This window comes from Rhodococcus sp. G6(2025), assembly GCF_058628105.1.
In genome coordinates, this window is the sequence record NZ_CP179750.1 from 4,864,039 (window position 1) to 4,888,760 (window position 24,722).

General features: G+C 67.1%; 23 protein-coding genes and 2 pseudogenes. 10 read left to right on the forward strand and 15 right to left on the reverse strand.

Annotation, left to right across the window (positions count from 1 at the left end):
- Window positions 1–13: 13 nt before the first annotated feature.
- Together ACLIVD_RS22310 and ACLIVD_RS22315 are read right to left on the reverse strand one after the other, a co-directional pair.
- Complete coding sequence (locus ACLIVD_RS22310) at window positions 14–706, reverse strand: MFS transporter (protein WP_491930690.1); 693 nt, start codon at window positions 704–706, stop codon at window positions 14–16.
- A gap of 155 nt (window positions 707–861) precedes the next feature.
- The gene (locus ACLIVD_RS22315; RefSeq protein WP_491932914.1) at window positions 862–1,689 is read right to left on the reverse strand and encodes an NADPH-dependent oxidoreductase; all 828 of its coding nucleotides are present in this window, start codon (window positions 1,687–1,689) and stop codon (window positions 862–864) included.
- A gap of 180 nt (window positions 1,690–1,869) precedes the next feature.
- Here ACLIVD_RS22315 and ACLIVD_RS22320 point away from each other — a divergent pair.
- The 4 genes and pseudogenes from ACLIVD_RS22320 to ACLIVD_RS22335 all read left to right on the forward strand — a co-directional run.
- Window positions 1,870–2,001, forward strand: a pseudogene (locus ACLIVD_RS22320) (SDR family NAD(P)-dependent oxidoreductase); the annotation flags it as partial.
- Window positions 2,002–2,247: 246 nt separating this feature from the next.
- Complete coding sequence (istA, locus tag ACLIVD_RS22325) at window positions 2,248–3,783, forward strand: IS21 family transposase (protein WP_491930691.1); 1,536 nt, start codon at window positions 2,248–2,250, stop codon at window positions 3,781–3,783.
- Window positions 3,784–3,872: 89 nt separating this feature from the next.
- On the forward strand, window positions 3,873–4,652 hold the full coding sequence (gene istB, locus ACLIVD_RS22330) for an IS21-like element helper ATPase IstB (RefSeq protein ID WP_005241291.1): 780 nt from the start codon (window positions 3,873–3,875) through the stop codon (window positions 4,650–4,652).
- Between the two features lie 127 nt (window positions 4,653–4,779).
- Entirely contained in the window at window positions 4,780–5,406 is a 627-nt protein-coding gene (locus ACLIVD_RS22335; protein WP_491930692.1) for an SDR family oxidoreductase, read from the forward strand.
- 12 nt (window positions 5,407–5,418) lie between these two features.
- Here the strand turns inward: ACLIVD_RS22335 and ACLIVD_RS22340 are convergent, their stop codons facing one another.
- Window positions 5,419–6,669, reverse strand: a complete 1,251-nt coding sequence (locus tag ACLIVD_RS22340) for a reverse transcriptase family protein (protein ID WP_491930693.1) — start codon at window positions 6,667–6,669, stop codon at window positions 5,419–5,421.
- A 637-nt stretch (window positions 6,670–7,306) separates the two neighbouring features.
- On the opposite strand from ACLIVD_RS22340, the gene ACLIVD_RS22345 reads away from it, so the two are divergent.
- Window positions 7,307–7,624: a helix-turn-helix domain-containing protein gene (locus ACLIVD_RS22345; protein WP_491930694.1), complete on the forward strand. Its 318-nt coding sequence runs from the start codon at window positions 7,307–7,309 to the stop codon at window positions 7,622–7,624.
- Between the two features lie 54 nt (window positions 7,625–7,678).
- Here the strand turns inward: ACLIVD_RS22345 and ACLIVD_RS22350 are convergent, their stop codons facing one another.
- The 4 genes and pseudogenes from ACLIVD_RS22350 to ACLIVD_RS22365 all read right to left on the reverse strand — a co-directional run bounded on the left by ACLIVD_RS22350 (window position 7,679) and on the right by ACLIVD_RS22365 (window position 10,846).
- On the reverse strand, window positions 7,679–8,869 hold the full coding sequence (locus ACLIVD_RS22350; protein ID WP_491930695.1) for a YbfB/YjiJ family MFS transporter: 1,191 nt from the start codon (window positions 8,867–8,869) through the stop codon (window positions 7,679–7,681).
- A 42-nt stretch (window positions 8,870–8,911) separates the two neighbouring features.
- Window positions 8,912–9,271: a LysR substrate-binding domain-containing protein gene (locus ACLIVD_RS22355; RefSeq protein WP_491930696.1), complete on the reverse strand. Its 360-nt coding sequence runs from the start codon at window positions 9,269–9,271 to the stop codon at window positions 8,912–8,914.
- Window positions 9,272–9,368: 97 nt separating this feature from the next.
- Window positions 9,369–9,812 (reverse strand): annotated as a pseudogene (locus tag ACLIVD_RS22360) (LysR family transcriptional regulator); the annotation flags it as partial.
- Window positions 9,813–9,817: 5 nt separating this feature from the next.
- Window positions 9,818–10,846 (reverse strand): NAD(P)H-dependent flavin oxidoreductase, encoded by a 1,029-nt coding sequence (locus tag ACLIVD_RS22365; protein WP_491930697.1) that lies wholly within the window; start codon window positions 10,844–10,846, stop codon window positions 9,818–9,820.
- Between the two features lie 104 nt (window positions 10,847–10,950).
- Between ACLIVD_RS22365 and ACLIVD_RS22370 the strand changes: the two genes are divergently transcribed.
- The 4 genes from ACLIVD_RS22370 (at window position 10,951) to ACLIVD_RS22385 (ending at window position 15,240) form a co-directional block, all read left to right on the forward strand.
- The gene (locus tag ACLIVD_RS22370; protein ID WP_283335045.1) at window positions 10,951–11,820 is read left to right on the forward strand and encodes a LysR family transcriptional regulator; all 870 of its coding nucleotides are present in this window, start codon (window positions 10,951–10,953) and stop codon (window positions 11,818–11,820) included.
- 839 nt (window positions 11,821–12,659) lie between these two features.
- Entirely contained in the window at window positions 12,660–12,893 is a 234-nt protein-coding gene (locus ACLIVD_RS22375; RefSeq protein ID WP_477954350.1) for a hypothetical protein, read from the forward strand.
- The gene (locus tag ACLIVD_RS22380; RefSeq protein ID WP_491930698.1) at window positions 12,890–14,293 is read left to right on the forward strand and encodes a sugar porter family MFS transporter; all 1,404 of its coding nucleotides are present in this window, start codon (window positions 12,890–12,892) and stop codon (window positions 14,291–14,293) included. Before ACLIVD_RS22375 ends, ACLIVD_RS22380 begins: the two co-directional genes overlap by 4 nt.
- A complete protein-coding gene (locus ACLIVD_RS22385; RefSeq protein WP_491930699.1) occupies window positions 14,293–15,240 on the forward strand; it encodes a carbohydrate kinase family protein in 948 nt (315 codons plus the stop codon). Before ACLIVD_RS22380 ends, ACLIVD_RS22385 begins: the two co-directional genes overlap by 1 nt.
- A gap of 678 nt (window positions 15,241–15,918) precedes the next feature.
- Here ACLIVD_RS22385 and ACLIVD_RS22390 read toward each other — a convergent pair.
- From ACLIVD_RS22390 to ACLIVD_RS22425, 8 genes are read right to left on the reverse strand one after another with little or no spacing between them, the layout of a single operon-like run.
- Complete coding sequence (locus tag ACLIVD_RS22390) at window positions 15,919–16,860, reverse strand: ABC transporter substrate-binding protein (protein WP_491930700.1); 942 nt, start codon at window positions 16,858–16,860, stop codon at window positions 15,919–15,921.
- A 51-nt stretch (window positions 16,861–16,911) separates the two neighbouring features.
- Window positions 16,912–17,619, reverse strand: a complete 708-nt coding sequence (locus ACLIVD_RS22395; protein WP_283335048.1) for a class II aldolase/adducin family protein — start codon at window positions 17,617–17,619, stop codon at window positions 16,912–16,914.
- A complete protein-coding gene (locus ACLIVD_RS22400) occupies window positions 17,616–18,770 on the reverse strand; it encodes an LLM class flavin-dependent oxidoreductase (RefSeq protein WP_491930701.1) in 1,155 nt (384 codons plus the stop codon). Before ACLIVD_RS22400 ends, ACLIVD_RS22395 begins: the two co-directional genes overlap by 4 nt.
- The gene (locus ACLIVD_RS22405) at window positions 18,767–19,873 is read right to left on the reverse strand and encodes an LLM class flavin-dependent oxidoreductase (RefSeq protein WP_491930702.1); all 1,107 of its coding nucleotides are present in this window, start codon (window positions 19,871–19,873) and stop codon (window positions 18,767–18,769) included. Before ACLIVD_RS22405 ends, ACLIVD_RS22400 begins: the two co-directional genes overlap by 4 nt.
- Complete coding sequence (locus tag ACLIVD_RS22410) at window positions 19,870–20,913, reverse strand: ABC transporter substrate-binding protein (protein ID WP_491930703.1); 1,044 nt, start codon at window positions 20,911–20,913, stop codon at window positions 19,870–19,872. Before ACLIVD_RS22410 ends, ACLIVD_RS22405 begins: the two co-directional genes overlap by 4 nt.
- Complete coding sequence (locus tag ACLIVD_RS22415) at window positions 20,910–21,716, reverse strand: ABC transporter ATP-binding protein (protein WP_283335052.1); 807 nt, start codon at window positions 21,714–21,716, stop codon at window positions 20,910–20,912. Before ACLIVD_RS22415 ends, ACLIVD_RS22410 begins: the two co-directional genes overlap by 4 nt.
- Window positions 21,713–22,573: an ABC transporter permease gene (locus ACLIVD_RS22420; protein ID WP_411194594.1), complete on the reverse strand. Its 861-nt coding sequence runs from the start codon at window positions 22,571–22,573 to the stop codon at window positions 21,713–21,715. The genes ACLIVD_RS22415 and ACLIVD_RS22420 overlap by 4 nt, the downstream gene beginning before the upstream one ends.
- Window positions 22,570–23,604 carry an NrtA/SsuA/CpmA family ABC transporter substrate-binding protein gene (locus tag ACLIVD_RS22425; protein ID WP_280780093.1) on the reverse strand — a complete coding sequence of 345 codons (1,035 nt, stop codon included), beginning with the start codon at window positions 23,602–23,604 and terminating at the stop codon, window positions 22,570–22,572. The genes ACLIVD_RS22420 and ACLIVD_RS22425 overlap by 4 nt, the downstream gene beginning before the upstream one ends.
- A gap of 259 nt (window positions 23,605–23,863) precedes the next feature.
- Between ACLIVD_RS22425 and ACLIVD_RS22430 the strand changes: the two genes are divergently transcribed.
- On the forward strand, window positions 23,864–24,613 hold the full coding sequence (locus ACLIVD_RS22430; protein WP_283335053.1) for an IclR family transcriptional regulator: 750 nt from the start codon (window positions 23,864–23,866) through the stop codon (window positions 24,611–24,613).
- The last annotated feature ends 109 nt before the right edge of the window (window positions 24,614–24,722 follow it).

The following is a 24,722-nucleotide window of genomic DNA, read 5'->3' on the forward strand; positions in this document are numbered from 1 at the left end:
CTCACGCACGTCGTCAGGCGCGAGAGCGTCGTTCGAGCATCAGGACGCTGATACTCGCCACGACCAGAACCACCGCCAGCGCGAAGAAGACGTCGCGTGGGAGGAAGCCGGTGCCGAGGGCAGACCCGACGATCAACGGGCCTGCGATTCCACCGAGGCGCCCGATCCCGAGGGCCCAGCCGACTCCGGTGGACCGCATGCCGGGTGGATACAGCACAGTCGCCAGGGCGATGACGCTCATCTGCCCGCCCGTCACACACGTGCCCGTCCGGAATGCAGTTCCGAGAAGCGCCCAGGTGCTGCCGCCACCGATCACCCACCCCAATGCCGCGACGAAGGCCGCACCGCCGAGATAGACAATGCCGAGAGTGCGGAACGGGTTGGTCTTGTCCACCGCGGGACCGATGATGATTGCTGCCAGAATCCCGCCGATCGTGGTCAAGCCGGTCGAGGCGATAACGACGCGTGACGGTGCTCCCAGCAAGCCGACGATCGTCGGAACCCAGCTTTTGAATTGATCCCACGGACAGCGGGTCGAGCAGTGCCACCGAGCCGACTCGCTCGGGCGTTTCCAGCGCAAGCTGGAGCGCGACGAGCGTGGGTCGTACCACGAGACGAAGGCACTGGCGGGTACGAGCACGACGCGCTCACCGCCCTCGCGCAGCTGATAGGTCAGTTCGACGTCACCGAACCGGGCACTGTCCACGGCGTCCCCTATGGATCCGCGCCATGAAGTCAGTTCCAGTGGAAGCGCTCACGAAGGGCCTCCGCGGCAGAAGACCCGGTGGGTGGTCCCGCAGAGCCACTCACCGGGTTTCGGACTTCGAACGGCCACCGTGCACCGGTGGCCGCGTCACACCTCTAGCGAAGGGGGAACCCGAGACGGATGAGCGATTCCTTCAGCCGATCCCGCCCGTTCAACCGTGTCGCGGACGCGAGTCGGTCCAGAACCCTGTCGATCCAGGAATGTTCGAGCTGCTGCGCCGAGTAGAAGGCAGCGATCCGCCCCTCGTAGGCGTCGACGTGGTCGCGCTGGGCAGGCAGGTCGTACTTCTCGTGGTGCAATACCGCAGCTCGGGGCAGGCGCGGCTTGATCTGGGCGTCGGCGTCCGGATGCGGCTGCCCGACGACGAGCCCGAACACCGCGAACACGTGGGGCGGCAGGCCGAGTTCCGCCGCGACTTCCTCGGGCTTGTTGCGCAGCGCCCCGATGAACACCGTTCCCAGCCCGAGCGACTCCGCCGCGGTCACGGCGTTCTGCGCCGCCAGGGCGGCATCGATGAACCCGATATAACTGCTCTCGAGATAGTCGGCGCCCTCGATCGGCGCGCCGCGGTCGCCGGCGAGCTGGCGGACACGGGCGAAGTCGGCGAGCCAGACCAGCAGGACGGGGGCCTCGATGATGTGGGCCTGGTCGCCCGCCAGTGCGGCCAGACGAGCCTTGCTGTCGGGGTCGCGGACCGCGACGACACTCCACGCCTGGAGGTTCGACGACGTGGCGGCCGACTGCGCAGCCGACACGAGCACGTCGAGTGTCTCGTCGGTCAGCGGATCGGGCAGGTAGCGGCGGACCGACCGGTGCGAGTGCAGGGCTTCCAGAACCGGATTCCACTGCGCGGGTTCGGTGAGGGCGGGGTCCCAGTAGCGCTGCTGCAGCGCCGTGCGGGGTGCGATGTCTGCGATGGTCACCCGGACAGGAAAGCCGACCGCCGTCCCCCACTCCAGTGTTAGGCGCACCGTGATTCCTGAGATCCCCCCGCGTTCTCGTCGACGCCCGCGAACGGAACGGGTGAACAGCCGCAGCGACGCCGCCGATCGGCGACAATTCGGGGGCCACCGACAGCTGTTCGGGACTAGTAATGCAAGGGAGTGGACGTGACGGAACGGGTGATCGTGGTGACGGGTGCCGGTTCGGGAATCGGGCGGTCCATGGCGACCGGACTGCTCGACGCCGGGCATCACGTGGTGCTGACAGGGCGGGCGCGGGAAAAGCTGGACGAGTGTCGGCGGACATGAAAAACTGCCCATAGGCGGACACGAAAACGCCCACAGGCGGACGTGAAACTGCCCACTGGCGGACACGGGTTTCTGCCCACTGGCGGACACGAAACTGCCCACCCGGGTCTGTCCGCCTGATACGGCACGTTCGATTTTCTTCCCGATCGCCTCCCCGGATCGGGGCCTCTCCTCGGGTTCGCTCGACGGTGCTACCACGCCGAAAATGCGAGCCACCGAGGAGAGGCCACCGTGAAGTCTGCCAAGGAAGTCATGGAAATTCTTGCTGCCTACGACCTGACGAAGTCCTACCGTGCCGCCGCCGCACTGGCGGGGTGCTCCCATCACACCGTCGCCCGCCTCGTCGCCGAACGCGACACCGCCGATGCGCCGACCCCACCGCGGGAGAAGAGACCGATGCTGATCGACGAATATCTACCGAAAATCGAAGAATGGGTCGAACATTCGAAGGGCCGAGTCCGCGCCGACATCGCCCACGACAAGCTGCTGGCCCTCGGATTCACCGGCACCGAACGCACCACCCGCCGCGCCGTCGCCCGGATCAAACGCGCCTACCGGCTCGGCCACACCAGGGTGCACAGGCCGTGGGTCACCGAACCCGGCCTCTGGTTGCAGTACGACTTCGGTGACGGCCCGGTCGTCGACGGCACCAAGACGGTGCTGCTGTGCGCGTGGCTGGCCTGGTGCCGGCACCGGGTGGTGATCCCGTTGCGCGACCGCACCGCCCCGTCCGTCTACGCGGGCCTGGACCGGACCTTCCGGCGGATCGGTGGTGTCCCGACGTATCTGCTCACCGACAACGAGAAGATGGTCACCACCGAACACATCGCCTCGGTCGCCGTCCGCAACCCGGGTGTGGTCTCCTTCGCCCGGTTCTACGGCCTGGTCGTCAAGACCTGCCTGCCCGCGGACCCGGCCACCAAGGGCGGGGTGGAGAACACCGTCAAGCTGGCCAAGGCCGACCTGGTGCCCACCGACCACAACCTCGCCGCCGAGTACGACAGTTTCGAGGACCTCGAGGCCGCCTGCACGCAGTTCTGCGAGCAGGTCAACACCCGCACCCACCGCACCACCCGCCGCATCCCGGCCGAGATGCTCGCCGAAGAACGCCTCCACCTGCATCCGGTTCCCGCCGCCGCACACACCGTCACCTGGGGAGTGACCCGCATCGTCCCGGACAACACCCCGATGGTCGCGTTCGAGAACGGCCAGTACTCGGTGCCGCACACCCTGCGCGGGCAGACGGTGTTCGTCCGCGCACACGGCGCCGGTGCCGGTGAGCGGATCATCTTCGTCCACCACGGCGACACCGGCCCGGTCGAGGTCGCCCGGCACCGGCGGGCCCGCCCCGGCTCCCCGCAGATCTGCGACGAGCACTTCCCGCCGCCCCCGGCCGGGATCCTCGACCGTCAGCCGATCCCGCGAACCGACGCCGAACGCGCCTTCTGCGACATCGGTGCCGGTGCCCGGCTGTGGTTGTGTGAGGCCGCCGAGGCCGGCACCGGGAAGATCCGCGTAAAGATGGACCACGCGGTGTCGCTGGCGAAACTGCTCGGCGCCGGCCGGGTCGACTGGGCGCTCGGGCACGCCGCCGCCTACGGCCGCTTCGCCGAGGGCGACCTCATGGCGATCCTCGACGCCCACCCCGCCGGCGCCGCCTCGGATCGCACCCACCGGGCCGACGAATCCCGGTCCCTGGCCCAGGGCACCAGCGGCTGGGCCGCCCTCGGTGGCGAGGTTCCCGTCGACGGTGCCACCGAACTCTAGGAACACCGCCCACGCTGACGCGAAAAACTCTGCACCGCAGACTAATCGAGTTCACCGTCCGATTCAACCGGCACCCGAAGGAGACCCTCGTGACCACCGCACCACCGGCGGCGCCGCCGCTGCCGACCGACCTGGAAACCCTGCTGCACCGGCTGCGGCTGCCGCACATCCGCCGCGCCGCTCCCGACGTGCTGGCCACCGCCCGCGCCCAACGGTGGGAACCCGCCGAGGTCCTCAAGGCGCTGCTCACCGAGGAGGCCGCCGGCCGGGAACGCTCGGCACTGGCCACCCGCCGCGCCGCCGCCGCGTTTCCCACCGGCAAGACCTTCGACGCCTGGAAACCGGAACTGTCGTCCATCCCGGCCCCGACCCAGCAGGCGCTACGCACCCTGGAATGGATCGAGCGGCGCGAGAACCTCGTGGTCTGCGGACCCTCGGGAACCGGGAAGACATTCTTCCTCGAGGCCCTCGGCCAGCACGCCGTCGAACGAGGACGGAAGGTGTTGTGGTTCACCCTCGAAGACCTCGGCGCGCTGATCCGCCGGCACCGCGCCGACGACTCGGTCTCGGGTGCCCTGACCAAGCTGCTGCGCGCCGATCTCGTGGTCATTGATGACATCGGCCTGTTGCCGGTGGCCGCCGACGCCGCCGAGGGCCTCTACCGGCTGGTCGACGCCGCCTATGAGAAACGCGCCCTGGCGCTGTCGTCGAATCTTCATCCGGCCGGATTCGACGAGCTGATGCCCAAGACTCTGGCCACCGCCACCGTCGATCGGCTCATGCACCACGCCCACCTGTGTCAGACCAGCGGTAAATCGATCCGGATGAGCCAAGCCCTCGCCGGCACCGGCGTCGACCCACTCACCTGACCACAACACAACACCGTGGGCAGTTTCGTGTCCGCCAGTGGGCAGAAACGGATGTCCGCCAGTGGGCAGAAACGTGTCCGCCTATGGGCAGGTTTCGTGTCCGTCAGTGGGCGGGAACGAATGTCCGTTGACAGACGAGACAGCGCACGGTCACGAACACGCCGTCGTGGTGCCGGCCGACGTCTCGTCACCACAGTCGGTGCACAGCCTCTTCGCCGCCGTGGCCGAACGATTCGGCCGCCTCGACGTACTCGTCAACAATGCGGGCACCTTCGGCCCCTCCGGCGCGGTGGACGAGATCGAACCGGAGGACTGGGACCGAACAGTCGCCACAAATCTGACCGGCGTCTTCCTCTGCTCCCGGGAGGCCGTGCGGATGATGAAAGCCCAGACACCGCGCGGCGGACGCATCATCAACAACGGCTCACTGTCCGCCCACACGCCGCGACCCGCGAGCGTCGCCTACACGGCAACCAAACACGGGGTGTCGGGGTTGACCAAGTCGATCGCGCTCGACGGACGCCACCACGACATCTGCTGCACCCAGATCGACATCGGGAACGCCGCAACCGCCATGACCGAAGGCATCGGTCAATCCGCCCGCCAACCGGACGGATCAATGCGAGCGGAACCCACCTTCGACCCGCGGTACGTCGCGGACGCAGTGACCCGACTGGTCGAACTCCCCTTGGACGTCACCGTGCCGACGATGACGATCATGGCCACCGGCATGCCGTACATCGGCCGCGGCTGACCGCGCGGCCGATCAGCGACGCGGGTCTGCCCAGTCGACCCGGGCGGCCAGTGCGTGCAGCGACCGTTTCCTGCTCGCGTTGGATTCCCCGACCCAGGCGATGCGTCCGTAGACGTATTCACGGAAATGCGTTCTGCCGTCACGATTCTGCGAATCGGGTCCGTAGCGAGCGCAATTGAAGAGCAGCGCTCTCAGGTCGTCGTAGTCGGCGCGCGCCGCCTGCGGACGGGTGTTGACCACCAGCCCGGCCAGGTGCTGGCGTCGGTGCGCCCGCATGATCCGGGTCTTGGCCGGGTGCACCGAGAAGCCTTCGTCCGCAACGATCCGGCCGACGGCGTGGATCAGTCGGTCCACCGCCAGTTCCGTGCCGGAGAACGCAAGGTCGTCGGCATATCTCGTGTAGCAGGCCCGATGGGTTCTCGCGAGGCCGGTCAGTCTGCGGTCGAGTCGGTAGGCGACGAGATTGGCGAGCGCCGGCGAGGTCGGTGCGCCCTGCGGCAGGTGCGCACCCCGGAGTCGACTGGCCGCATCGAAGGGAAGCTGCGCGAGGACACCCGGCGGGGTGGCCGTGGTGCAGAGTCCGGCGAGCACGCGTGACACCGGGGTCGGGTAGCCGAGGGCATCGAAGACCGCCCTCACCCGCGTCTGGGAGACGGAGGGAAAGAAGGCACGGAGGTCGATGCGCACCACGACGTCGTGCCCGGCATGGGGAGCGGCGAAGGTGTGGACGCTGCGACCTCGGACGAATCCGTGCGCCGCGGCGTGGGGTGGGACGCGGTCGAGGACCGAACGCAGAATCCGGCGCTGCACCTCTCGAAGGCGTTCCTTGGGTGCCTCGAGCAGCCGGTGGTCCGATCGGATCCGATAGCGGTAGTGCTGCAGCGGAGTCGCTTTCGTGCGCAGCCATCCGCCGGGGTCTGCGAACCAGTCGAGTTCGGCAGGGGTGAGACCGACCGCCTCGGCGACCCCCGTCGTGCGCGACCACCGTGGGACGTCGAACTTCCAGTCACTGCCGGACACCTCGACGACCGTGTCCGTAGGCTCGATCTGCGGGAGATCCGACAGCAGCCGATAGACGCTGTCGGCGCCGTCGACCGGCGGCGTGGGCATCAGGTCGTGGAGCCGTGTCGCGATCCGTCCGGCGTCGGGTGCACCGGCTTCCTCGAAGCGGAGCATCAGGCCGGCCCTGGTCCACGCTCCGGCGGTCGCCACTTCCGCGAGGCGACGGGCAATTTCAGGCCGCAGGGCCCGGCCGGTTGTCATGTGTGCGACGGTGCGAGGTGACCGATATCTGTCGTCTGCGGCGCGCCGAAGCACGCGGAGCATACGGTCGCGCGTCGGATGGTGTCTCCGATGAACACTGTCGAGCCAGGGGTTACCCCTGACGTGGTCGAGGCCGGCGAACCGGCCACACCACTCTCACCTCTGCACCGTCGCACCTCGTGAGAATGCCACATGATCTCTGCCGTGCGGGGCCCTATCGGTCGCGAGGTCGAATCGAGCGACTCCGCTGGTCGGAGTGCGCAATCGACCCAGTCAGCGAGGCTGCCGCCGTGATCGTCAAAACACGAGGAACACCGATCGAGGGCCTGCGGGCCGCGTCCAGTCGTCACGACGTTCCCGTGCTCGTCGTCGGCGACGACGACGCGGATTGGACACGACTGATCGCGATGGCACGCACAGCGGTCGCGGGTGCTGCGGTCGATTCGGTATCGGGCGTGCGTCTGGGCGATCTGTTCGCCTTCGCCAACGCCGTAGCCTCGATAGCCAATGGAGCCGCCAGCATCGTCGATCCTTCGGGCCGCATCCTCGGATACTCCACGGTGCCGGGCCAGCCGATCGACGACCTACGGCGCGAGACGACTCTGACCCTGCAGGAGCGGACACCCCGGCAGCGGCTGTGTTCGAAGACTATTGGACCGAGCTCAACCTACTCGAAATCGGCAGGTACATAGCCGACAAGCATCTCGACAAGTTCGACGTCATCGATGCGATCCGGGCGTACGACGCAACCCATCACACCGACTTTCTGATCACCCTGCGTGCGTACTTCGATTCCAACGCGAACGTGTCCAAAGCGGCGGACCGAATGCATGTCCACGGCAATACCATTCGGTACCGGATCACCCGCCTCGCCGAAGAGTTCCAGATCGACTTCGACAATCCGACCACGCGGCTATGGCTGTGGCTCCGACTCGTTTCGACAGACCTGATGTGAGTGGACGCATGCGGGCCGGGTCCCCGCCTCGCACAACTGCTTTCGGCGCCCTGCTCATTCGACCGTCGCTCGCTGACGAAACCGGGTGGTCAGTAACGCGGCGGCGAGTGCTGCCGCCAGGACGATGCCCGAAGCGACGAGCAATGCCAGGTGGTAGCCATCGGAAAGCAGTGGCGCGACGATGAGCGGGCCCGCGATCTGACCGAGGCTGTATCCGGTTGTCAGGATCGCGACCGCGCGTGGGAACTGGAGGTGAGCGCCGATCGTCAGCGACATCTGACTGATGCCGAGGAATGTTCCCCCGAACAGAAATGCGGAGATCAGGGCGGGCCAGAGGCCGTCTGCCACCGCGGGCAGCGCGATGCCGGCGGCCTGAACGACGAGGGCGATCACCAGCAGGATCGGGCGAGACCATCGTCGGCCGAGCGACGCCCAGAGTGGACCGGACGGTAGCGCCGCCAGCCCGACGAGCACCCAGGCGCCACTGCCGGCGAAGCTGCCTGCAGTGTGGTCGATCGCTGCGACGAGAAAGGTGCCGGCGATGATGTATCCGACACCCTCGAGGGAATAGCTGATGAAGAGCGCACCGAACCGGCGGTGCCCCTGCTTGTGCGATCTTCTGCGCTCGGCCGCCGGCGCCGTCGGAGCGCGTTCCGGTGTGAGAGTCCACGCCGCGAGGGTGCAGATCAGGGTCAGCAGTGCGGCCGCCCACCACACGGATCCCCACGTGCTCATCGATCGCAAGACGAGGACGACGAGCCCGGAGAGGGCAATACCTGCTCCGATTCCGCCGAACGCCCAACCCGACAGGTGTGCCGCGTGCCCACTCAGAGTGGAGTGCATGGCGCTGACAGCGATGACGAAGACCATCGCACTGGTAGCACCCGCAACACAGCGCAGTACGGCCCAGGCGGTTTCGTTCGACGTCACCGGCATGAGCGCCAGCGTGGCGGTCAGGATCAGCAGCGAGACACGCATGACTGCCGCCGAGCGCACCAAGGCGGGTAGGACGATTCCGGCCAGTGCCCCGACGAGGTATCCGAGATAGTTCGCCGTCGCCAGAGCGGCGCCCGCCGACGGTGTCAATCCTGCCTGGGCCTCCATCAGTGGGAGCACAGGTGTGTAGACGAAGCGTCCGATGCCCATGCTGGCCGCCAATGCGGCCCCGACCTGGCCGACCGTGACCCACGGCGATGTCGGCGTGCGGTATGCGGTCAGCTCGCCGGCGCTGTCTATTGCGTTCATGCATTCTCTTTCAACAACATTCGGTTGGCGCGCAGGCCCCCGCTAACGAGCCACGGATTTCAGGGAGGCCGGGCGGCTGGACTCGTGAGTATGGAACAGGAATCGCGACATGGCAGGGGTCATGGTGGAGTCCGTGCGGCGAATGAACAGGGTTTCTGCGCGCGAGTCGGCCGGCGCGAGGTGATGCACCTTCAAGGCCGCCGCCAACGGCGACGTGGTCACCACGCCCAGCGGCAGCAGGGTCACGCCCATCCCCGCAGCCGCACACCCGCGGATGCCCTCGAGAGTTCCGAACTCGAGGACATCCGGGCTCGGCACTCCGTGCTGCTCGAAGAGCCGCTCCCGGCGGGCCCGGTAGGCGCAGCCGGCCCGGAAGACGAGAAACCCTGTGCCGCCGGCCATCGGTCATGACGGAGTCCAGATCGGCCACGCGAACGCCGCTCACCAGCACGAGTTGCTCGATGAAGACCTGCTCGGACACCAGGTCCGGGTGCCGCACCGGCCCGCAGACGAACGCACCGTCGAGTCGATGCTCGATCACCTGGGTGGTCAGCGCGTCCGTGGTGTCGGTCACCAGGGTGAAGTCGACTCGGGGACACTCTTCGCCGAACGCTGCCAGCACACCGGGAAGCCGCGATCCCGCGGTGGTCTCCATGGAGCCGATCGCCAATCGTCCGCCCGGATCTCGATCGTCGCTGACGACCTGCCTCACTTCCCGCACGAGCTGAGTGATCTGCTCGGCATAGGGCAGGAGACGTTCGCCGGAGTTCGTCAGGGTCACGCCACGGGCATCGCGGCGGAACAGTTCCACTCCCAGTTCGTCTTCGAGCGCGCGGATCCGTGAGCTGATGTTCGACTGAACCGTCAGAAGCTCCTTCGATGCCCGGGAGATTCCGCCTGCGCGGGCCACGGCCAGGAAGAAGTTCAGATCGCCGATATCCACGGGAATTACCGTGCTTCACTCCACAGGTCCCGAACGATCTCCCCTGCGGGGGCCGAACGGGCACTGCGATAGCCGACACCGGCCCACAGGGCGAGGCCGTGCGGGTCACCGGCTGCGCCTGCTGCGGCACGCAACCCACTGGTCAGCAGGTGTACCTGCGGATATGCCGCCACCGCGTGAGCATCGAAGTCGGTGATGAAATCATTGACCAGGCCACGCGCGGGACGACCGGAGAACGCGCGAGTGACGACGGTGTCGGTGAAGCGGGCGTCGTGCAACGCGGCGCGGTGCGCGGGTTTGGTCCCTGCCTCGTCGGCGTCGAGGAGAGCGGTACCGATCTGGACGGCGGTGGCACCGGCCGCGAGTGCCGTCGCGACGTCGGATCCGGTGGCTATCCCACCCGCCGCGATGATCGGAAGGTCGATCGCTGAGCGGGCCGCCTCGACCAAGTCCCTCGTCGAACGTGGGTCCGGCTCGGCGTCGGGGTCGAGCGTCGCTCGGTGCCCGCCCGCGTCCACTCCTTGCAGACCTATCGCGTCGACGCCCACCCGAGCGGCCGAGCGCGCCTCGTCGACATCGGACACCGTGGCCACCACGGCGCTGCCGGCCTCGTGTAACCGATCGACGACGTCGCGCGGCGGAAGGCCGAAGGTGAACGACACCACGGGAACGGTACGCTCGACCGCGAGGTCGACCTTGGCGTCGAAGGCGTCGTCGTCGAAGTCGACGACCGCCGGCAGCGACACCTGCCTGCGCTCCGCGAGCGGCTGCAGCAACGACCGGTAGGCCTCCACCGCGGCACGGTCGGCCAGGGGGCGGCCGGGGACGAAAATATTGAGTCCGAACGGTGCGCTCGTCAGCGCGCGGACCGCGTCGACCTCACGCCGAACCGCGTCGACGGTCTTGTACCCGGCCGCAAGGAAACCGAGGCCACCGGCGGACGAGACCGCGGCAACGAGCTCGGGCGTGCTCGGTCCTCCTGCCATGGGCGCCCCGATGATGGGAATTCGGAGGCCGTCCTCGAGATCGAACACCAGGATCCTTTCGGTCGATGTGTGCGTGGTCTTTCCGTTCTCATCGTGCACCGCCGCATTGCGGAGCGGAAATGCCTCTTCGGCCGGATCTATGCTTGGGAGTTATGTCCATCGAACTGCGGCATCTGCGGGCGGCCGTTGCGATCGCCGAGGCAGGCTCGTTCACCGCGGCGGCGAACGCACTCCACATCACTCAGCCGGCGCTCACCCGGACGGTGCAGCAGCTCGAGACCTCGCTCGGCGTGCGATTGTTCGACCGGACCTCGCGGGCACTTGCCCTCACCGAGGACGGTGCCGGGTTCGTCGAGAAGGTACGCGTCATCCTCGGCGATCTCGATTCCGCGGTTGCGCTGTACACCAACCGATCCCTCGTCCTCGGCTTCAGTTGGCTCCTGCCCGATCCGTGGGCGCAGCAGGTGATCGACGACGTCGAGAAGAATTCCCGCGCCACCGTCGTTCCGCGTCGCTACGACGACCCCATCGCCGCACTGAACAACGCCACCGTGGACGCCGCCGTCGTCCGCCGGGATGTTCCCGGCGACGAGTTCGTGCAGCATCCGCTGTTCGAGGAGCAGCGGATTGCGGCGGTCTCGACGGCGTCGCCGCTCGCGACCCGAGAATCGATCGACTGGGCTGAGTTCGGAACGCTTCCCCTGGTCATCAATACCCTCAGCGGCACCACATCCGAAGATCTGTGGCCGAACCACGACGGCCCGGTGGTGACGTGCTCGAACTTCGACGACTGGCTCGAGTTGATCGCCGCCGATCGGGGTGTCGGCACGGTTCCCGAAGTTGCCCGCCGGCGGGTAACCCATCGGAACGTCCAGTTCATCCCGCTGGTCGGTGCGCCGCCCGCGGTCGTGAGGTTCGTGTACCGCCGCAACCGGGTGACACCGCTGCTGCGGGCACTGCGGGACGCCGCGATCCGGCACTCTCCGCCACCCGGCAGTGCCGCCGTCGGTCAACACGACTGACCGTCGCCGGTGAGCAGGCGAAGCCGGGCGACTCCCCGCTCCAGTTCTGCATTGCGGGATCGCAGGACATCGATCTCCTTTCGTAAACCATTGCGGGCCACGCGAGCGACTCCTGCATCCGCGTACGTAGACGAGCATGGCGAGTTCACGTTCGAGGTCTGCTGCGGTTCGATCGCCCACTGTCTCATCCTGCCCGAGTGGGCGGGAATCAGAGCGCGCCGCACGACAGACGCGAGAGGCACCGTCAGTCCGGCTTCCGTCGCTCGTCAAGGAAATCGGCATCGCCGGGTCGTTGTTCACGTTCGTCGTCGGCGTGGCGGCGCTTGTGTTGGTGTGGACGAAGGTGCCGAAACGCGGGGCCGTTCCCTCGAGGTGCTCGAAGACGGCGTCACGACCGGCGAGATCTGCATCGGGACGCGCTGAGAGTGCCGTCGCCAACACCAACGAGTTGTGCGGGCTGAGGCTGTGGGGTGGTGGCCGCCCCGCCGGCCGCATCCAGTTCCGGGCCAACAGTTTCACGCGCACGCCTGACGCTTTCGTGGAGACAGTCGCGCCCCCGCAGACTCCGTCCCTCCAGGCAGCGCGCGCCCGGAACTCCGGCTCGCCCCGGCGTGGAGGTGATCGCACTGCAGGCCGCCAAGCCACTTCGGCGTGTTGTTTTGATCTGCTTATTGGTGTCCGAATGTATGTGTTTAGGCCCGTATATGTTGACATGAGAGCCACGTCACAGCTATAACTGTCCGCAGGCTCATCGATACAGCGACGCAGGATCAGGCAGGGCCGCCTCGATCGGTCGCCGCCTCGGCTACGACAGCGAACCGCTAGGAAAGGCGCGTGACATGAAGTTCGTAGCCACAACCTCGTGCCCTACGGGCATCGCACACACATACCTGGCGGCGGAATCGCTGGAGCAGGGTGCCGCCCGCAGCGGTCACGACATCCGTCGAGACGCAGGGCGCTTCTGGCTCCGAGCCACTCGACCCCGCGCGTGGGTGCCCAACCCATCGCACTGTGCGCGGAAATCCTTCTTTTCCAAGATATTTCAACCGCAAGAGGAAGTAGACATCTCGTGAAACCCATAGTTGTTCGCAGTGCCATAGTCGCCGCGACCGGCGGGCTGCTCTTCGGATTCGACACCGCCGTCATCTCCGGTGCGGAGGAACAGATCCAGCAGGTGTTCGCGCTCAGCGATGCCAAGCTGGGCTTCACCGTCACCACCGCACTCATCGGGACGATCCTCGGCGCTCTGGTCGCCGGCCGGCCGGCAGACCGGTACGGCCGCAAGAAGGCGCTCTACGTGATCGGCGTCCTCTTCGTTCTTGGCGCCCTCGGGTCTGCCCTGGCCCCGAACGTCGAAATTCTGATGCTGTTCCGGTTCATTGGTGGCATCGGCGTGGGTGGTGCCAGCGTCTGTGCACCGATCTACACCGCCGAGATCGCCCCCGCGGCCAACCGAGGACGCCTGGTCGGGTTGGTGCAATTCAACATCGTGCTCGGCATCCTCATCGCCTATGCATCCAACGCCGTCATCCGCGCGGCGGTCCCCGGCGACAATGCTTGGCGCTGGATGCTCGGCGTCATGATCGTTCCGGCACTGGTATTCGTCCTCATGCTGCCGACCGTTCCCGAAACGCCACGCTGGCTGGCCGCCAACGGTCGATGGGACGACGCGACCGCAACGAGCAAGCGCCTGTGCGCCACCCAAGCCGACGTCGACTTCCAGATGAGTGAGATCCGGGAGTCGCTGGCGGCCACCGCGAACATGACGAAGGTGCCGTTCTTCACGCGCGGGCACCGCAAGGTGATCCTGCTCGCCGTCGCGATCGCCGTCTTCAACCAGTTGTCGGGCATCAACGCGGTCCTGTACTACGCGCCACGGGTCATGCAGGAGGCCGGCGCCAGCACGAACGCCGCGTTCCTGATGAGCGTCGGGGTGGGCGCGATGAACTTGGTCGCCACCATGGTCGGGCTGAGCCTGATCGACCGGCTCGGCCGGCGCAAGCTGATGATCGTCGGCTCGATCGGCTACCTGATGTCCCTGGGATTCCTTGCCGCCGTGATGTTCTACTACGAAAATGCGCGCGGTGGCGAGTTCACCTCTACCTCGTCGATACTGGTGCTGATCGGGCTGATGGGATTCATCGCCGCCCACGCCGTCGGCCAGGGCTCGGTGATCTGGGTATTCCTCTCGGAGATCTTCCCGAATCGGATCCGTGGTCAGGGGCAGTCGCTGGGCAGCCTGACCCACTGGGTGTTCGCCGCGATCACCTCGTTCGCCTTCCCGCCGATCATCGGTGCCCTCGGTGCCGGCGCCGCGTTCAGCATCTTCTTCCTCGCCATGGTCGGTCAGCTGATCTGGGTGCTGAAGGTGATGCCCGAGACCAAGGGTGTGCCGCTCGAGGAGATGGAGGCCAAGCTCGGCGTCGCACTCGACCACGGCCCGGACCAGCCGACCGCGGTACGGGCGCACTGATGACCAGCCGCGTACTCAGCCTCGGCGAAGCACTGATCGACGTCGTCACCAGGCCCGGATTCACTCAGGAACACGTCGGCGGCAGCCTGCTCAACGTCGCAGTCGGACTCGGCGCACTCGGCCACCCGGCCAGCATCTGCTCCCACTGGGGCAAAGACCCCCGGGGAAATCTGCTCAGACAGTGGGCAGAGTCCGCCGGCGTGCAGATCACGCCCGGAACCGACTCCGCACACAAGACGTCGGTCGCGTTCGCCCGGATCGACGCGGACGGACACGCAAACTACGAGTTCGACCTGAACTGGGCGGTCCCGCAACTGCCGGACCTGGAACCGTTCGGGCATCTGCACACCGGCAGCATCGCCGCCACCGTCGAACCAGGCGGCTCGACGGTGGTCGTCGCCGCCGAACGGATGCGGCTCCTCGGTACCGTGTCATACGACCCGAACATCCGTCCCGCACTGATGCATTCGCCCGACACCGTCGTCGACCGCGTCGAGCACCTGGTCTCACTGTCCGACGTGGTAAAGACCAGCGACGAGGACCTCGACTGGCTCTACCCGGGCGTGCCGGTCGAGAACATCATGCGGCGGTGGGTGAAGACAGGACCAGCAATGGTGGTCGTCACCCGCGGATCCTGGGGCGCCTACGCGCGACTGGCTCACAACCGGGACATGCTCCACATCGACCAGACACCGGTCACCGTGGGCGACACCGTCGGCGCCGGGGACTCCTTCATGGCCGGACTACTCTCCGGACTACTCGACACGGGCCTGCTCGGCTCACCCCAAGCACGGGATCGACTCGCGGCTGTGGACTGGCCCGATGTCCAACCCGCACTGCTCCGCGCGATACACACGAGTGCGTTGACGGTCAGCCGCTCCGGCGCGTACGCGCCCTCCCGGGCGGAAGTGCACGCCCTTCATACGCTCGACCCGGCCCTCACCTGAACGATTGTCGCGGGCACCGAGGACACCATGCGTGGCCACCGGCGTTGATGCACAACCCTATTCACGAGAGGAATCACCCGACGTGCAACGGCTGTTTATCCGGCACAGCCACACCCCCGCCACCATCCGCGGCGAACTCGGCACCCACGTTCCCGGCCTGGGGCCGCAGTCAAGGCGAAGCTCGGCGTCGACCCCGAAGCTGACCTTGCAGGTCGAATCTGAGGTGATCGCCCACACCCGCAACGCGTGCGAGCGCGGCGCCGTCGCACGGGCGCAGTGGCAACTCGCATTCGACTCATGGGCAGCGGCCAACCCGCAACGCAAGGCCCTCTACGACCGGGTCACCGCCCGAGAACTGCGAACGATATCGCCCATGGCCTCTGCGGTTCAGGCAAGAACTTCGATTGCGAGTGCGGTGCAGATTCTGTCTTCGACGGCGAGTTGGATACTGAGCGAGGACTTCGCGACTTCGAGCGCGAACTCCGTGCGCCGAGGTGAAGGTACACGATGCCCGACACCCACAGGGCATAGGCTTTGTTCCACCGCTCCTGGTTGAGTGTCGGCGAGTCGAACCAGGTCAGCGCAACCCGTCGATCCGCCGCCTCGTACGGGTTTGAGCGTCGCGCCACGTGAGGTGCCGGGCGAGTTCGCCGCCCGGAACCTGACGCCGCGAGCTACCTAGACGGTCGAGCGTGCGGTGCCGACGAACTCGCCGATCCACGGAACCACCGCGTCGCGCACCTGAATCGGTCGTGCGAGCAACCCGTTCGACAGCAGCAGGTCGGCGGCGCGTTGCTGTTCATCCAGGAATTCGTCGGTGACCGGGTTGATGCCGAACGGCCGTCCGCGCAGCGCCGCCTCCCACGCGTCGAGACTTGCTGTGCCACCTCGCCGCTCCACGTCGTCGACGAAGTACTGCGCGGCAGCGCGGGGATTCCGCTCGATCCGTTCGTCCGATTCCTGCAGCGCCTCGATGATCGCGCGCAGTTGTTCCGGGTTGTTCTCCGCGAAATCTCGGCGCGTGAACCACAGCGATGGATGGCTGAACAGTCCCTCGGTCTCGACGAGAGTGCGCAGCTCGGTATCCGCTTCGATCTCCGTCAGTCCCGGGTAGGCGCCGACCCAGGCATCGATGGCGCCGCCGACGAGTTCGGCTCCGCCGTCGCGCACGTCCGTGTCGACGGGCACGATGTCGGACCAGGTCAGTCCCACCCGGTCGAGCGCGAACAGCAGCAGCGTGGTCTGCCAGGACCCATGGGCGATCCCGACCCGTTTCCCCCGCAGATCGGCTGCGGACTCGATGCCCGAGTCCGCCTTCACGACGAGTCGGCCGTTCTCGACGCGGGGACCGGAGATGCCGATGTAGACGACGTCACGACCTTGGGCCAGGCCGGTGATCGGCGGGGTGAAACCGGTGCCGATCACGTCGTATCCGCCGTCGTCGAACAGCCAGTCCGAATGCAGGGTCGGAAGGGCATTGACGGGATCGACGGACGGCTTCGACGGGAGTTCACGAAGGTCGACCCATTCGATGTCCGGTAGCCGGCGTTCGAGTATTCCGGTGTGCCGGAGCACGAAGAGCGAATTGTTGTGCGGGAAGTATCCGACGCGCACTGTCATGATCTCTACCTGTTCTGTTTTGGTTGCCTATGGGGACGGGGGACGATGGTGTTAGATGAGACCGCGGCGGCGTGCCTCGTCGGCCAGACCCGAGCGCCCCCACTGCACCGCGAGATTCGACGGATCGAATTCGACGGATCCGCCGAGCGACTCCGCGATCGCCTGGAACTGGGCGCCTTCCTCGAGCAGTACGACGAACTTCGCGAGGTCCAGCAGTCCGCTCCGGCCGATCACGTTGACCCCGCCGTTCGCTTCGAAGATGGCAACCAGATCCGGGTCGTGTTGCAGGCGTTCGAGAATGAACTCGCCCGCCGACCGGGACCGGTCGATGTGGGGGTGTATCTCGCGGGAGAGCGTCAGGCGCTGCGAGGCCGCGTACCGGATCGGCAGAGTGCGGTGGGTCTGCGCCCACCCGCCCAGCCACGGGGTGTGAATGTGCACGACGCTGGTGATCTCGGGGTGCTGCCGGAAGACGGCGGCGTAACCGGTGACGAATCCCGCAGAGCCGTTGCCCGAGAGCACCTCACCGTCGAACGTCGCGACCACTGGTGACACACCCGGATCGTCTGCCCACGGGCCGGGGTCGTTGAGCGCGACCGCGATCTCGGTGCCCGGCACGCGTTCGACGAAGTTGACCGTGCCGTTGGCCGACACGGTGCCGGTGCTCCGGAAGACGGTGAACGCCTTGTCGGCGTCGCGGCGCGCGGCGTCGACGAACGTGGCGATCTGCGGGTCCAGTCGGTTCTCGGTGGTAGTCACAGCGTGTCCTGTCCGGAGGTGATGGGTGATGTGCGTTGCAGCAGGGGAAGTACTTCTTCGCCGACGCGGTACGCCCCCTCGAGGTGGGGATTGCCGGCGAGGACGAAGGCGTCCACGCCGAGTGCGCGTAGTTCGTCGAGACGTTCGGCGACCTGCTCGTAATTGCCGACCAGGCCGAATGCGGGGCCGCCTCGGATCAGGCTGAAGCCGCACCAGACATTGGGCTGAACTTCGAGGTCCCGGTAGCCGGTGATGTGTTCGGGTACCCAGCCCTTGATGCGAGCCGCCCCGACGGAATCGCCCTGCGCCGCCCGGTTTGCGGCATCCTTGTCGACGAAGGCCCAGCCCTTCTCGATCTCCGCCCAGGCCGCTTCTTCGGTGTGGCGGGCGACGATGTCGATCCGCACTGCGAACTTGGGGGTGCGCCCGAGTTTCGCGGACTGCTCTCGTACGCCGTCGAATTTTTTCCGCAGGTCTGCGTACGGCTCGAGCCAGGACAGGTAGTAGTCCGAGTGCGTGCCCGCGGCGGCGACGGCTGCCGCGGACGAGCCGGAGAAGTACACCTCGGGGAACGGTTGTCCGGCCAGACCAGGAGCCAGGGCCGCACCGGCGGTGCGGAAGAACCGGCCGTCGAAGTCGAATGGCTCTCCGTCCCAGACCCCTCGGAGGACGTCGAGGAACTCGGACGTGCGGGCGTAGCGGTCGTCGTGATCGACTTTGTCTCCCCACCACAGCTGAGGGGCACCGCCGCCGCCGCTGATGATGTTGTAGACCAGCCGGCCTCCGGTGGCGCGTTGCAGGCTCGCGGACATCCTGGCCGCCTGCACCGGGTGCAGGAACCCGGGCTGGAAGGCGACCATGAATCGGTACGTGGTGGTCTCGGCGGCCAGCGCGGCCGCGGTGGCCCAGGGGTCTTCCGTCATCGGGAAGGACGGCAGCAGACCGCCCAGGAACCCGGCCGACTCGGACGCCTTCGCCACCGCGGCCATGTGGTCGATGTACCCGTAGCCGTCGAGTTCCCCGCCCCGGATCGCCGGAGCGATATTGCCGGGTCGGTGCCCACCCGCGTCGCCGCGGTTGTAGCGCCGCGGCGTGCGCAACGACGCGTGATCCCCTTCCATCCCGATGCGCCAGTAGAAGTCGACGCTCATGAGTGCGCCTCCTGTGTGGCGAGGGTGCGTCCGGTGGGATCGACCAGATGCAGAAGGTGCTCACCCGCGCGATGGAGTTCCTCGATGTGCGGGCGTCCGACCAGGACGAAGCCGTCGGCGCCGCGCTCGCGCAGCGACGACAGTTGCCGTGCGACGTCCTCGTAGCTGCCGACGAGTCCGATGCTCTGCGGGTGGCCGAGGCGGTCGAAGCCCGCCCACCGGGACTCGCCCCGGTCGAGGGCGCGGGGATCGTCGATGCCTGGGCCGGGGTGGACTTCCCGCCACAGGCGCTCGACGCGTGCCCACGCCTCGTCGGATGTCTCCCGCGCGATGACCGGTACCCGCAGCAGCGTCCGCACCGATCGCCCGTGCTCACGTGCCAGGGCCGCCAGGGTCCGCGCGGGACCCTCGAAGCCGGATTCGGTCAGCGCGAACTGATGCACGTCACCGTGGCGGGCCGACAACGCGAGGGCGTCCTCGGAGTCCCCGGTGAGATGAACGACGGGGAACGGCAGTCCGGACAGGATCCCCCGGAAGCCGCCGTCGATCACGTCGTAGTAGTCGCCTGCGAACTCGTACCCGGTGCCTCCGAACCCACCAGGAAGGATCTCCTCGTCGTTCCACACCCCGCGGGCGACCGTGAGGAATTCGGCGGCGCGGGCGTAGCGGTCGCGGCCGGTGACCCGATCGCCGCGCGAGCGCGCGTCTGCGGGATCCGTCTCCACCGCGAGGCGCCACTCCAGCCGTCCACCCGAGAGCCGTTGCAGAGTGGCCGACATCTTCGACGCGTAGACCGGGGTTCCGAAGGCGGGGTGGAATTCCACGGCGACCCGTGCGTGACGTGTCTGCCGGAGTGCGGCCGCGGCCACGATCCAGGATTCCTCGCCCGAGGGGTCGTATCCCGCGACCACACCGTCGACGCCCGACAGTTCCGCGGCGTGGATCACCTGGGCGAGTTCGTCGAAGGGGCCGAATCTGCCGGGACGCAGATCGGTGGCGACGCTGTGCGCGGTCCCGACCCCGAAACCACCGCGGGTGCCGAGTTCGGTGGCGACCCTGCGTCCGTCACCGCGAGTCGGAAGTTCCCAGTAGAAGTCGGTCACTGCGCTGCCGCCGTCTCAGCGTGGAGCTGCGCGCGCGCCTGCCGGAGCGGTTCGTGCGCAACCCACGAGGCGAGGTCGAAATCGTGGGCGAGGAAGCCGTGGGCGTAGAGGAACTGCTTCTGCACACCCAGCAGATCCACCCGCTCATCGGACAGGCTCAAGTGAAGGCCGGTGTGAAAGTTCTCGCCGTATGCGGCGACGACGCCTTCGGGTCCGGACTGGGTTTCGGTCTGGAACACCGCACGGACCTGTTCGACATTCGCGGCCGCCCAGTCGGCGGCGCGCAGACTCTCGGCGAGAAACCCGATCACGATGTCCGGCCGCTGCTGAAGAAGGTCTTCGTGCACGGTGACCGGTCGCGGGGTTCCATTGTTGACCCGGTCGCGAAGGGCGTCGGTGGAATCGAGGTCCACGGCCACCGCCAGTCCATGCTGTCGTGCCACCTCCTGCGCCCGGGCGCCCTTGACGTAGATCGCGTCGACGTCACCGGCCAGCAACGGCTCGACGCCCCAGGTGGTGTTGCGGTCGGGATTGGCGGTGCGTACGTGCGGGGCCGGCGTCGTCGGGACCTCGACGAGGCGCACGTCGGCGAACGTGAGACCGCCGAGTCGCAGAGCGGAGGCAAGACCGTGCAGCGCCATGGCGCGCGGGAAGCTGCGTGCACGATCGGCGGCCCAGGCGGGGATCCCGATGCGGAGTCCTCGCAGCCCGGTGGCGTCGCGGACCTCCGAATCGCCGCGCACCAGGATGGCCTGGGCCTCGTCGATCCAGGTGAGACCTATCAGCCGGGTCGGGGATCCTTCCGCCCGCGCGGCGAGAGCGGGGACGTTGCCGCCTTCACGGATCAGGCCCGGCAGCTGGTGATCGAAATGCCGCACTGCCAGTTCGGGGCCCGCGTCCTGCAGCACACCGAATTGCACCCCGGCCGTCTCCGCGGTGCGCCCCAGCCACCCGAGGTTGTTCGCGAGGCCGCTCGCGGTGGGCACCGGGCAGCGGGTGTACCAGAGCGTGTCGATGGCACTGCCAGTTGTCACCGTCATGAAATGTCCTGTCTGGTAGAGGAATGGCGACCTACGCCCAGCTGGGCGAGGAAGGTCGCTCGGTAGCGCAGCGCCTCGGGGTCGTTGCGGTCCCGTGGGCGCGGGAGGTCGATGTCGACATCCACCGCGAAGCCGCCGTTGTCGAGGATCAGGACGCGGTCGGCCAGCCGGACGGCTTCGTCCACGTCGTGGGTGACGAGCAGAACGGCGGGGCGGTGGCGGGCGACGAGGTCGCCGACGAGATCTTGCATCTGCAGCCGCGTGAGGGCGTCCAGCGCCGCGAACGGCTCGTCCAGCAGCAGCAGTTCCGGTTCACGAACGAGCGCACGGGCGAGCGCGACCCGCTGCGCTTCGCCACCGGAGAGGGTGGCGGGCCACGCACGTTCCTTGTCCGCGAGGTTCACCTCGGCCAGCGCGCGCCGCGCGTTGTCGCGGGTCAGCTGTGCACGCTTCTGCCCCACCGACACATTCGCCAGAACACGCTTGGACGGGATCAGCCTCGGCTCCTGGTACACGACCGTGCGTTGTCTCGGGACCAGGACGTCGCCGCCGTCCGGCGGTTCGAGTCCCGAGAGCAGTCGCAGCAGGGTCGTCTTTCCGGTGCCGCTCGGGCCGAGCAGGACGACGAACTCGCCGCGAGTGATCTCCAGGTCGATTCCGGAGAGTACGGTCTTGTCGCCGAACGACTTCCGCACTCCCGACAGCGACACCGCGAGGGGCGACCCGGTTCGTCGTTCCGCCGCGGTCGTCGCGGTGCGTTCGCGCGGCGCCAACGGTGGCAACGGTGCCTCTGCGGCGCTCATCGGGTCACCGACAGCTGCCGCCACGGCATCGCGAACTTCTCGATCACGCGAACCACCGCGTCGAAGACCAGGCCGAGGATCGCGTACATGACGATGCACAGGACCATGTAGTCGGTGCGGTTGTACTCCTGCGCGAGCGTCACGAGGTAACCGATCCCTTCCCGGGTACCCACCTGCTCTGCCGCGATCAGGCCGGTGATGCTCAGCGACAGGCAGATTCGCAGACCCATCAACACCCCCGGTAGTGCGGTCGGCAGGATCGCGCCGAAGACCAGTCGCCAGCCGATGAGCCCGAACCCGCGGGCGGCCTCGACCATCTTGCGGTCGACTCCCCGCACTCCGAGGTAGGTGTACGCGTACATCGGGGCGAGGGTGGCGACCGTGATGAGGACAACCTTGAACGTTTCGTCGATACCGAACCAGGCGATGAACAGCGGAACGAGCGCCAGGAAGGGTACGGCGCGGTTGATCTGCATCGTCGAGTCGATCAACTCCTCCCCGAGTGCGGAGAGGCCGGACAACACACCGAGGACGAGCCCGATCAGGACACCGCATCCCACGCCCAGTGCGGCCCGCTGCAGCGAAGCGAGGCCGAAGTCGAGCAACTGACCCGACTGATACAGCTCCACGAACGCCTGCCACACCGCGGGCGGCCCGGCGAGGATCTCCGGGCTCAACAGCCCCGACGACGACCCGACCGACCAGGCGGCGACGAGCAAGGCAGGTACGAGGAACCGCAGGGGAATCGAGATCCATCGAGGCCGCTCACGGGTTCGGCGATAGCGGGGCGTCTCCAGCTTCGGAGCCGCGGGCGCGTCGCTGCGCACCGAACTCGACAGGGTCACCACCGCAGTCACTTGCCCTCGGCCGAGGTGGTGTCGAGCGCCGCCGGGAGATCGAAGATCACGTCACTGCCCTTCAGCGGCTGTTGAATCACACCGTTCTCGGCGAACAGCGCCGAGATGGACTCCAGGTCGAGGGCATCGGCTGCGGTCGGGTACCGAAAGTTCGTGATCTGGCCACCGAGCGCAATCGCGTCGTCGAGTCGCTGACCCGACAGTGCCCTGGGGCCGGTCTTCTCGAAGACGTTCTCGAATGCGGCCGGATCCTGCTGCTGCTTTTCCGTGAGCTGCTGCGTCACTTCGAGGAACTTCTCGACCACGTCAGGATGCTCCTCGAGGACCTTCGTTCGGCCGGCGATGATGGTGCTGTCCACCGAACCGATGCTCGCTTCGGTGGCGATCTCGACCGCGCCCTTCGCCTTCGCCTCCTGGTACGGGATCAAAAATGACGCCCAGGCGTCGACCTGACCGGTGGAGAACGCCGAGGCGGCATCCGCCTGCTGCAGTGGCACACGCTCGACGGAGTCCACAGGAATTCCGGCCTGGGTCAAGGCCTTCAGGGTGATGTACTCACCCTTACCGGCCGGGTTGACCGCGATCCGCTTGCCGGGCAGATCCGCCACCGACGTGATCCCGGACTCCGGTCTGGCGATGATGCCTGCCTGATCCTTGTTGTAGGGGTCGGACGTGGCGAAGATGCGGACACCGACATCCTTGGAGAGGGCACCGACCACAGGACTGTAGGCGCCGGTCTGGATGTCGAGTTCACCGGTGTTGAATAGTTTGAGGTTGGAACTGAATCCCGGTGTGGTCTTTACCCATTCGATCTTGGCACCCAGCGGAGCCAACGCCTCGTCATAGGTTCCGTCACGCTTACCGACGGCGATCGCACCGGAGTTGCCCGGATCGAAAACCTTCAGCGTGAATTCGGCGCCGGAACTGGCGCCTCCCGAGGAATCGGAGGATCCACACGCCACCGCCAACCCGGCAAGCGGGATCAGGGCGAGCGCTGCGGCGGCTCGTGGCAATCGGCGAATGCGGGACATGTGGGTAGCTCCTTCAACGGATGAATCGTCAGCTGTGACGACCGTTGACGCTATGTTCTCCGCGTCCGAATTCCTCCGGTTTGTTTTCTGCAGATCGGAAACCTTGACAACGTACAGAAACGCAGTTCGCCGAGTTTTCCCCGAAAATCCCGGTTGGACCGGACCTTCATTTTCCAGTTGATGGAAAGTAGGGTCTCCAACATCCGGGCGTGAGAGCGCCCCCACATTCGGCCGACGGCCTCCACAGGAAGGATTGCTCGTGACCGACTCACGTGCCACGGGAGTGCAGACGGTGACACGGGCACTGACGATGCTCACCTGCTTCGACGGAGGCGAGGAGCTGGGCGTATCGGAAATCGCCAAGCGTCAGGACCTGGCGGTGAGCACAACCCACCGCCTACTCCAATCGTTGGTCGATGCCGGCTTCCTCGACAAGGACAAGACGTCCAACCGCTACCGGCTCGGCAGCGCGCTGGCCGCCTACGGGCAGATCTCGTACCGCCAGCACCGCATCTACCTCTCCGAGCCCTATCTCGAGCAGCTGGCCGCGACGACGGGTGCGTCCGCGTCGCTCGCCATGCGACACGGCCACGACGTCGTCCTCCTCGGGTTCAGCCGCTGGAGAGAGTCAGACGGACACGTACTGCAAGGGGTGCGGCTACCGCTGCACGCCAGCGCACTCGGCAAGGTCTTCCTCGCGTGGTCCGACACCGACGACGAAGACATCGCATCACTGCCCCGAGCGGCGACCACCCCACGCGCCATCACCGACGTGGCCGGCATCCGGGAAGAACTCGTCCGCACCCGCGAACGCGGATACGGTTTCAACGACGAGGAGTTGACTCCCGACTTCCGCACGATCGGACTGCCGATCCGCGACTCCGACGGAGTCGTTCGCTTCGCACTCGGCCTGCGCGGGCCCACCGAACTCATGATCGACGCGCGCATTCCATTCTTCGTCGACCTCGCCCGCGTCACCGCCGACGAGATCGCCGCAGTCCTGCTCTGAGGCGACCGAGCTTAGTGGTGTTCGGACACGAGGCCACCCCGGCGCCCCATGGGTGACCGCCGACACTGCATCTAGGCACGTCGATAGATCCGAGAGCCTCGGATGTATC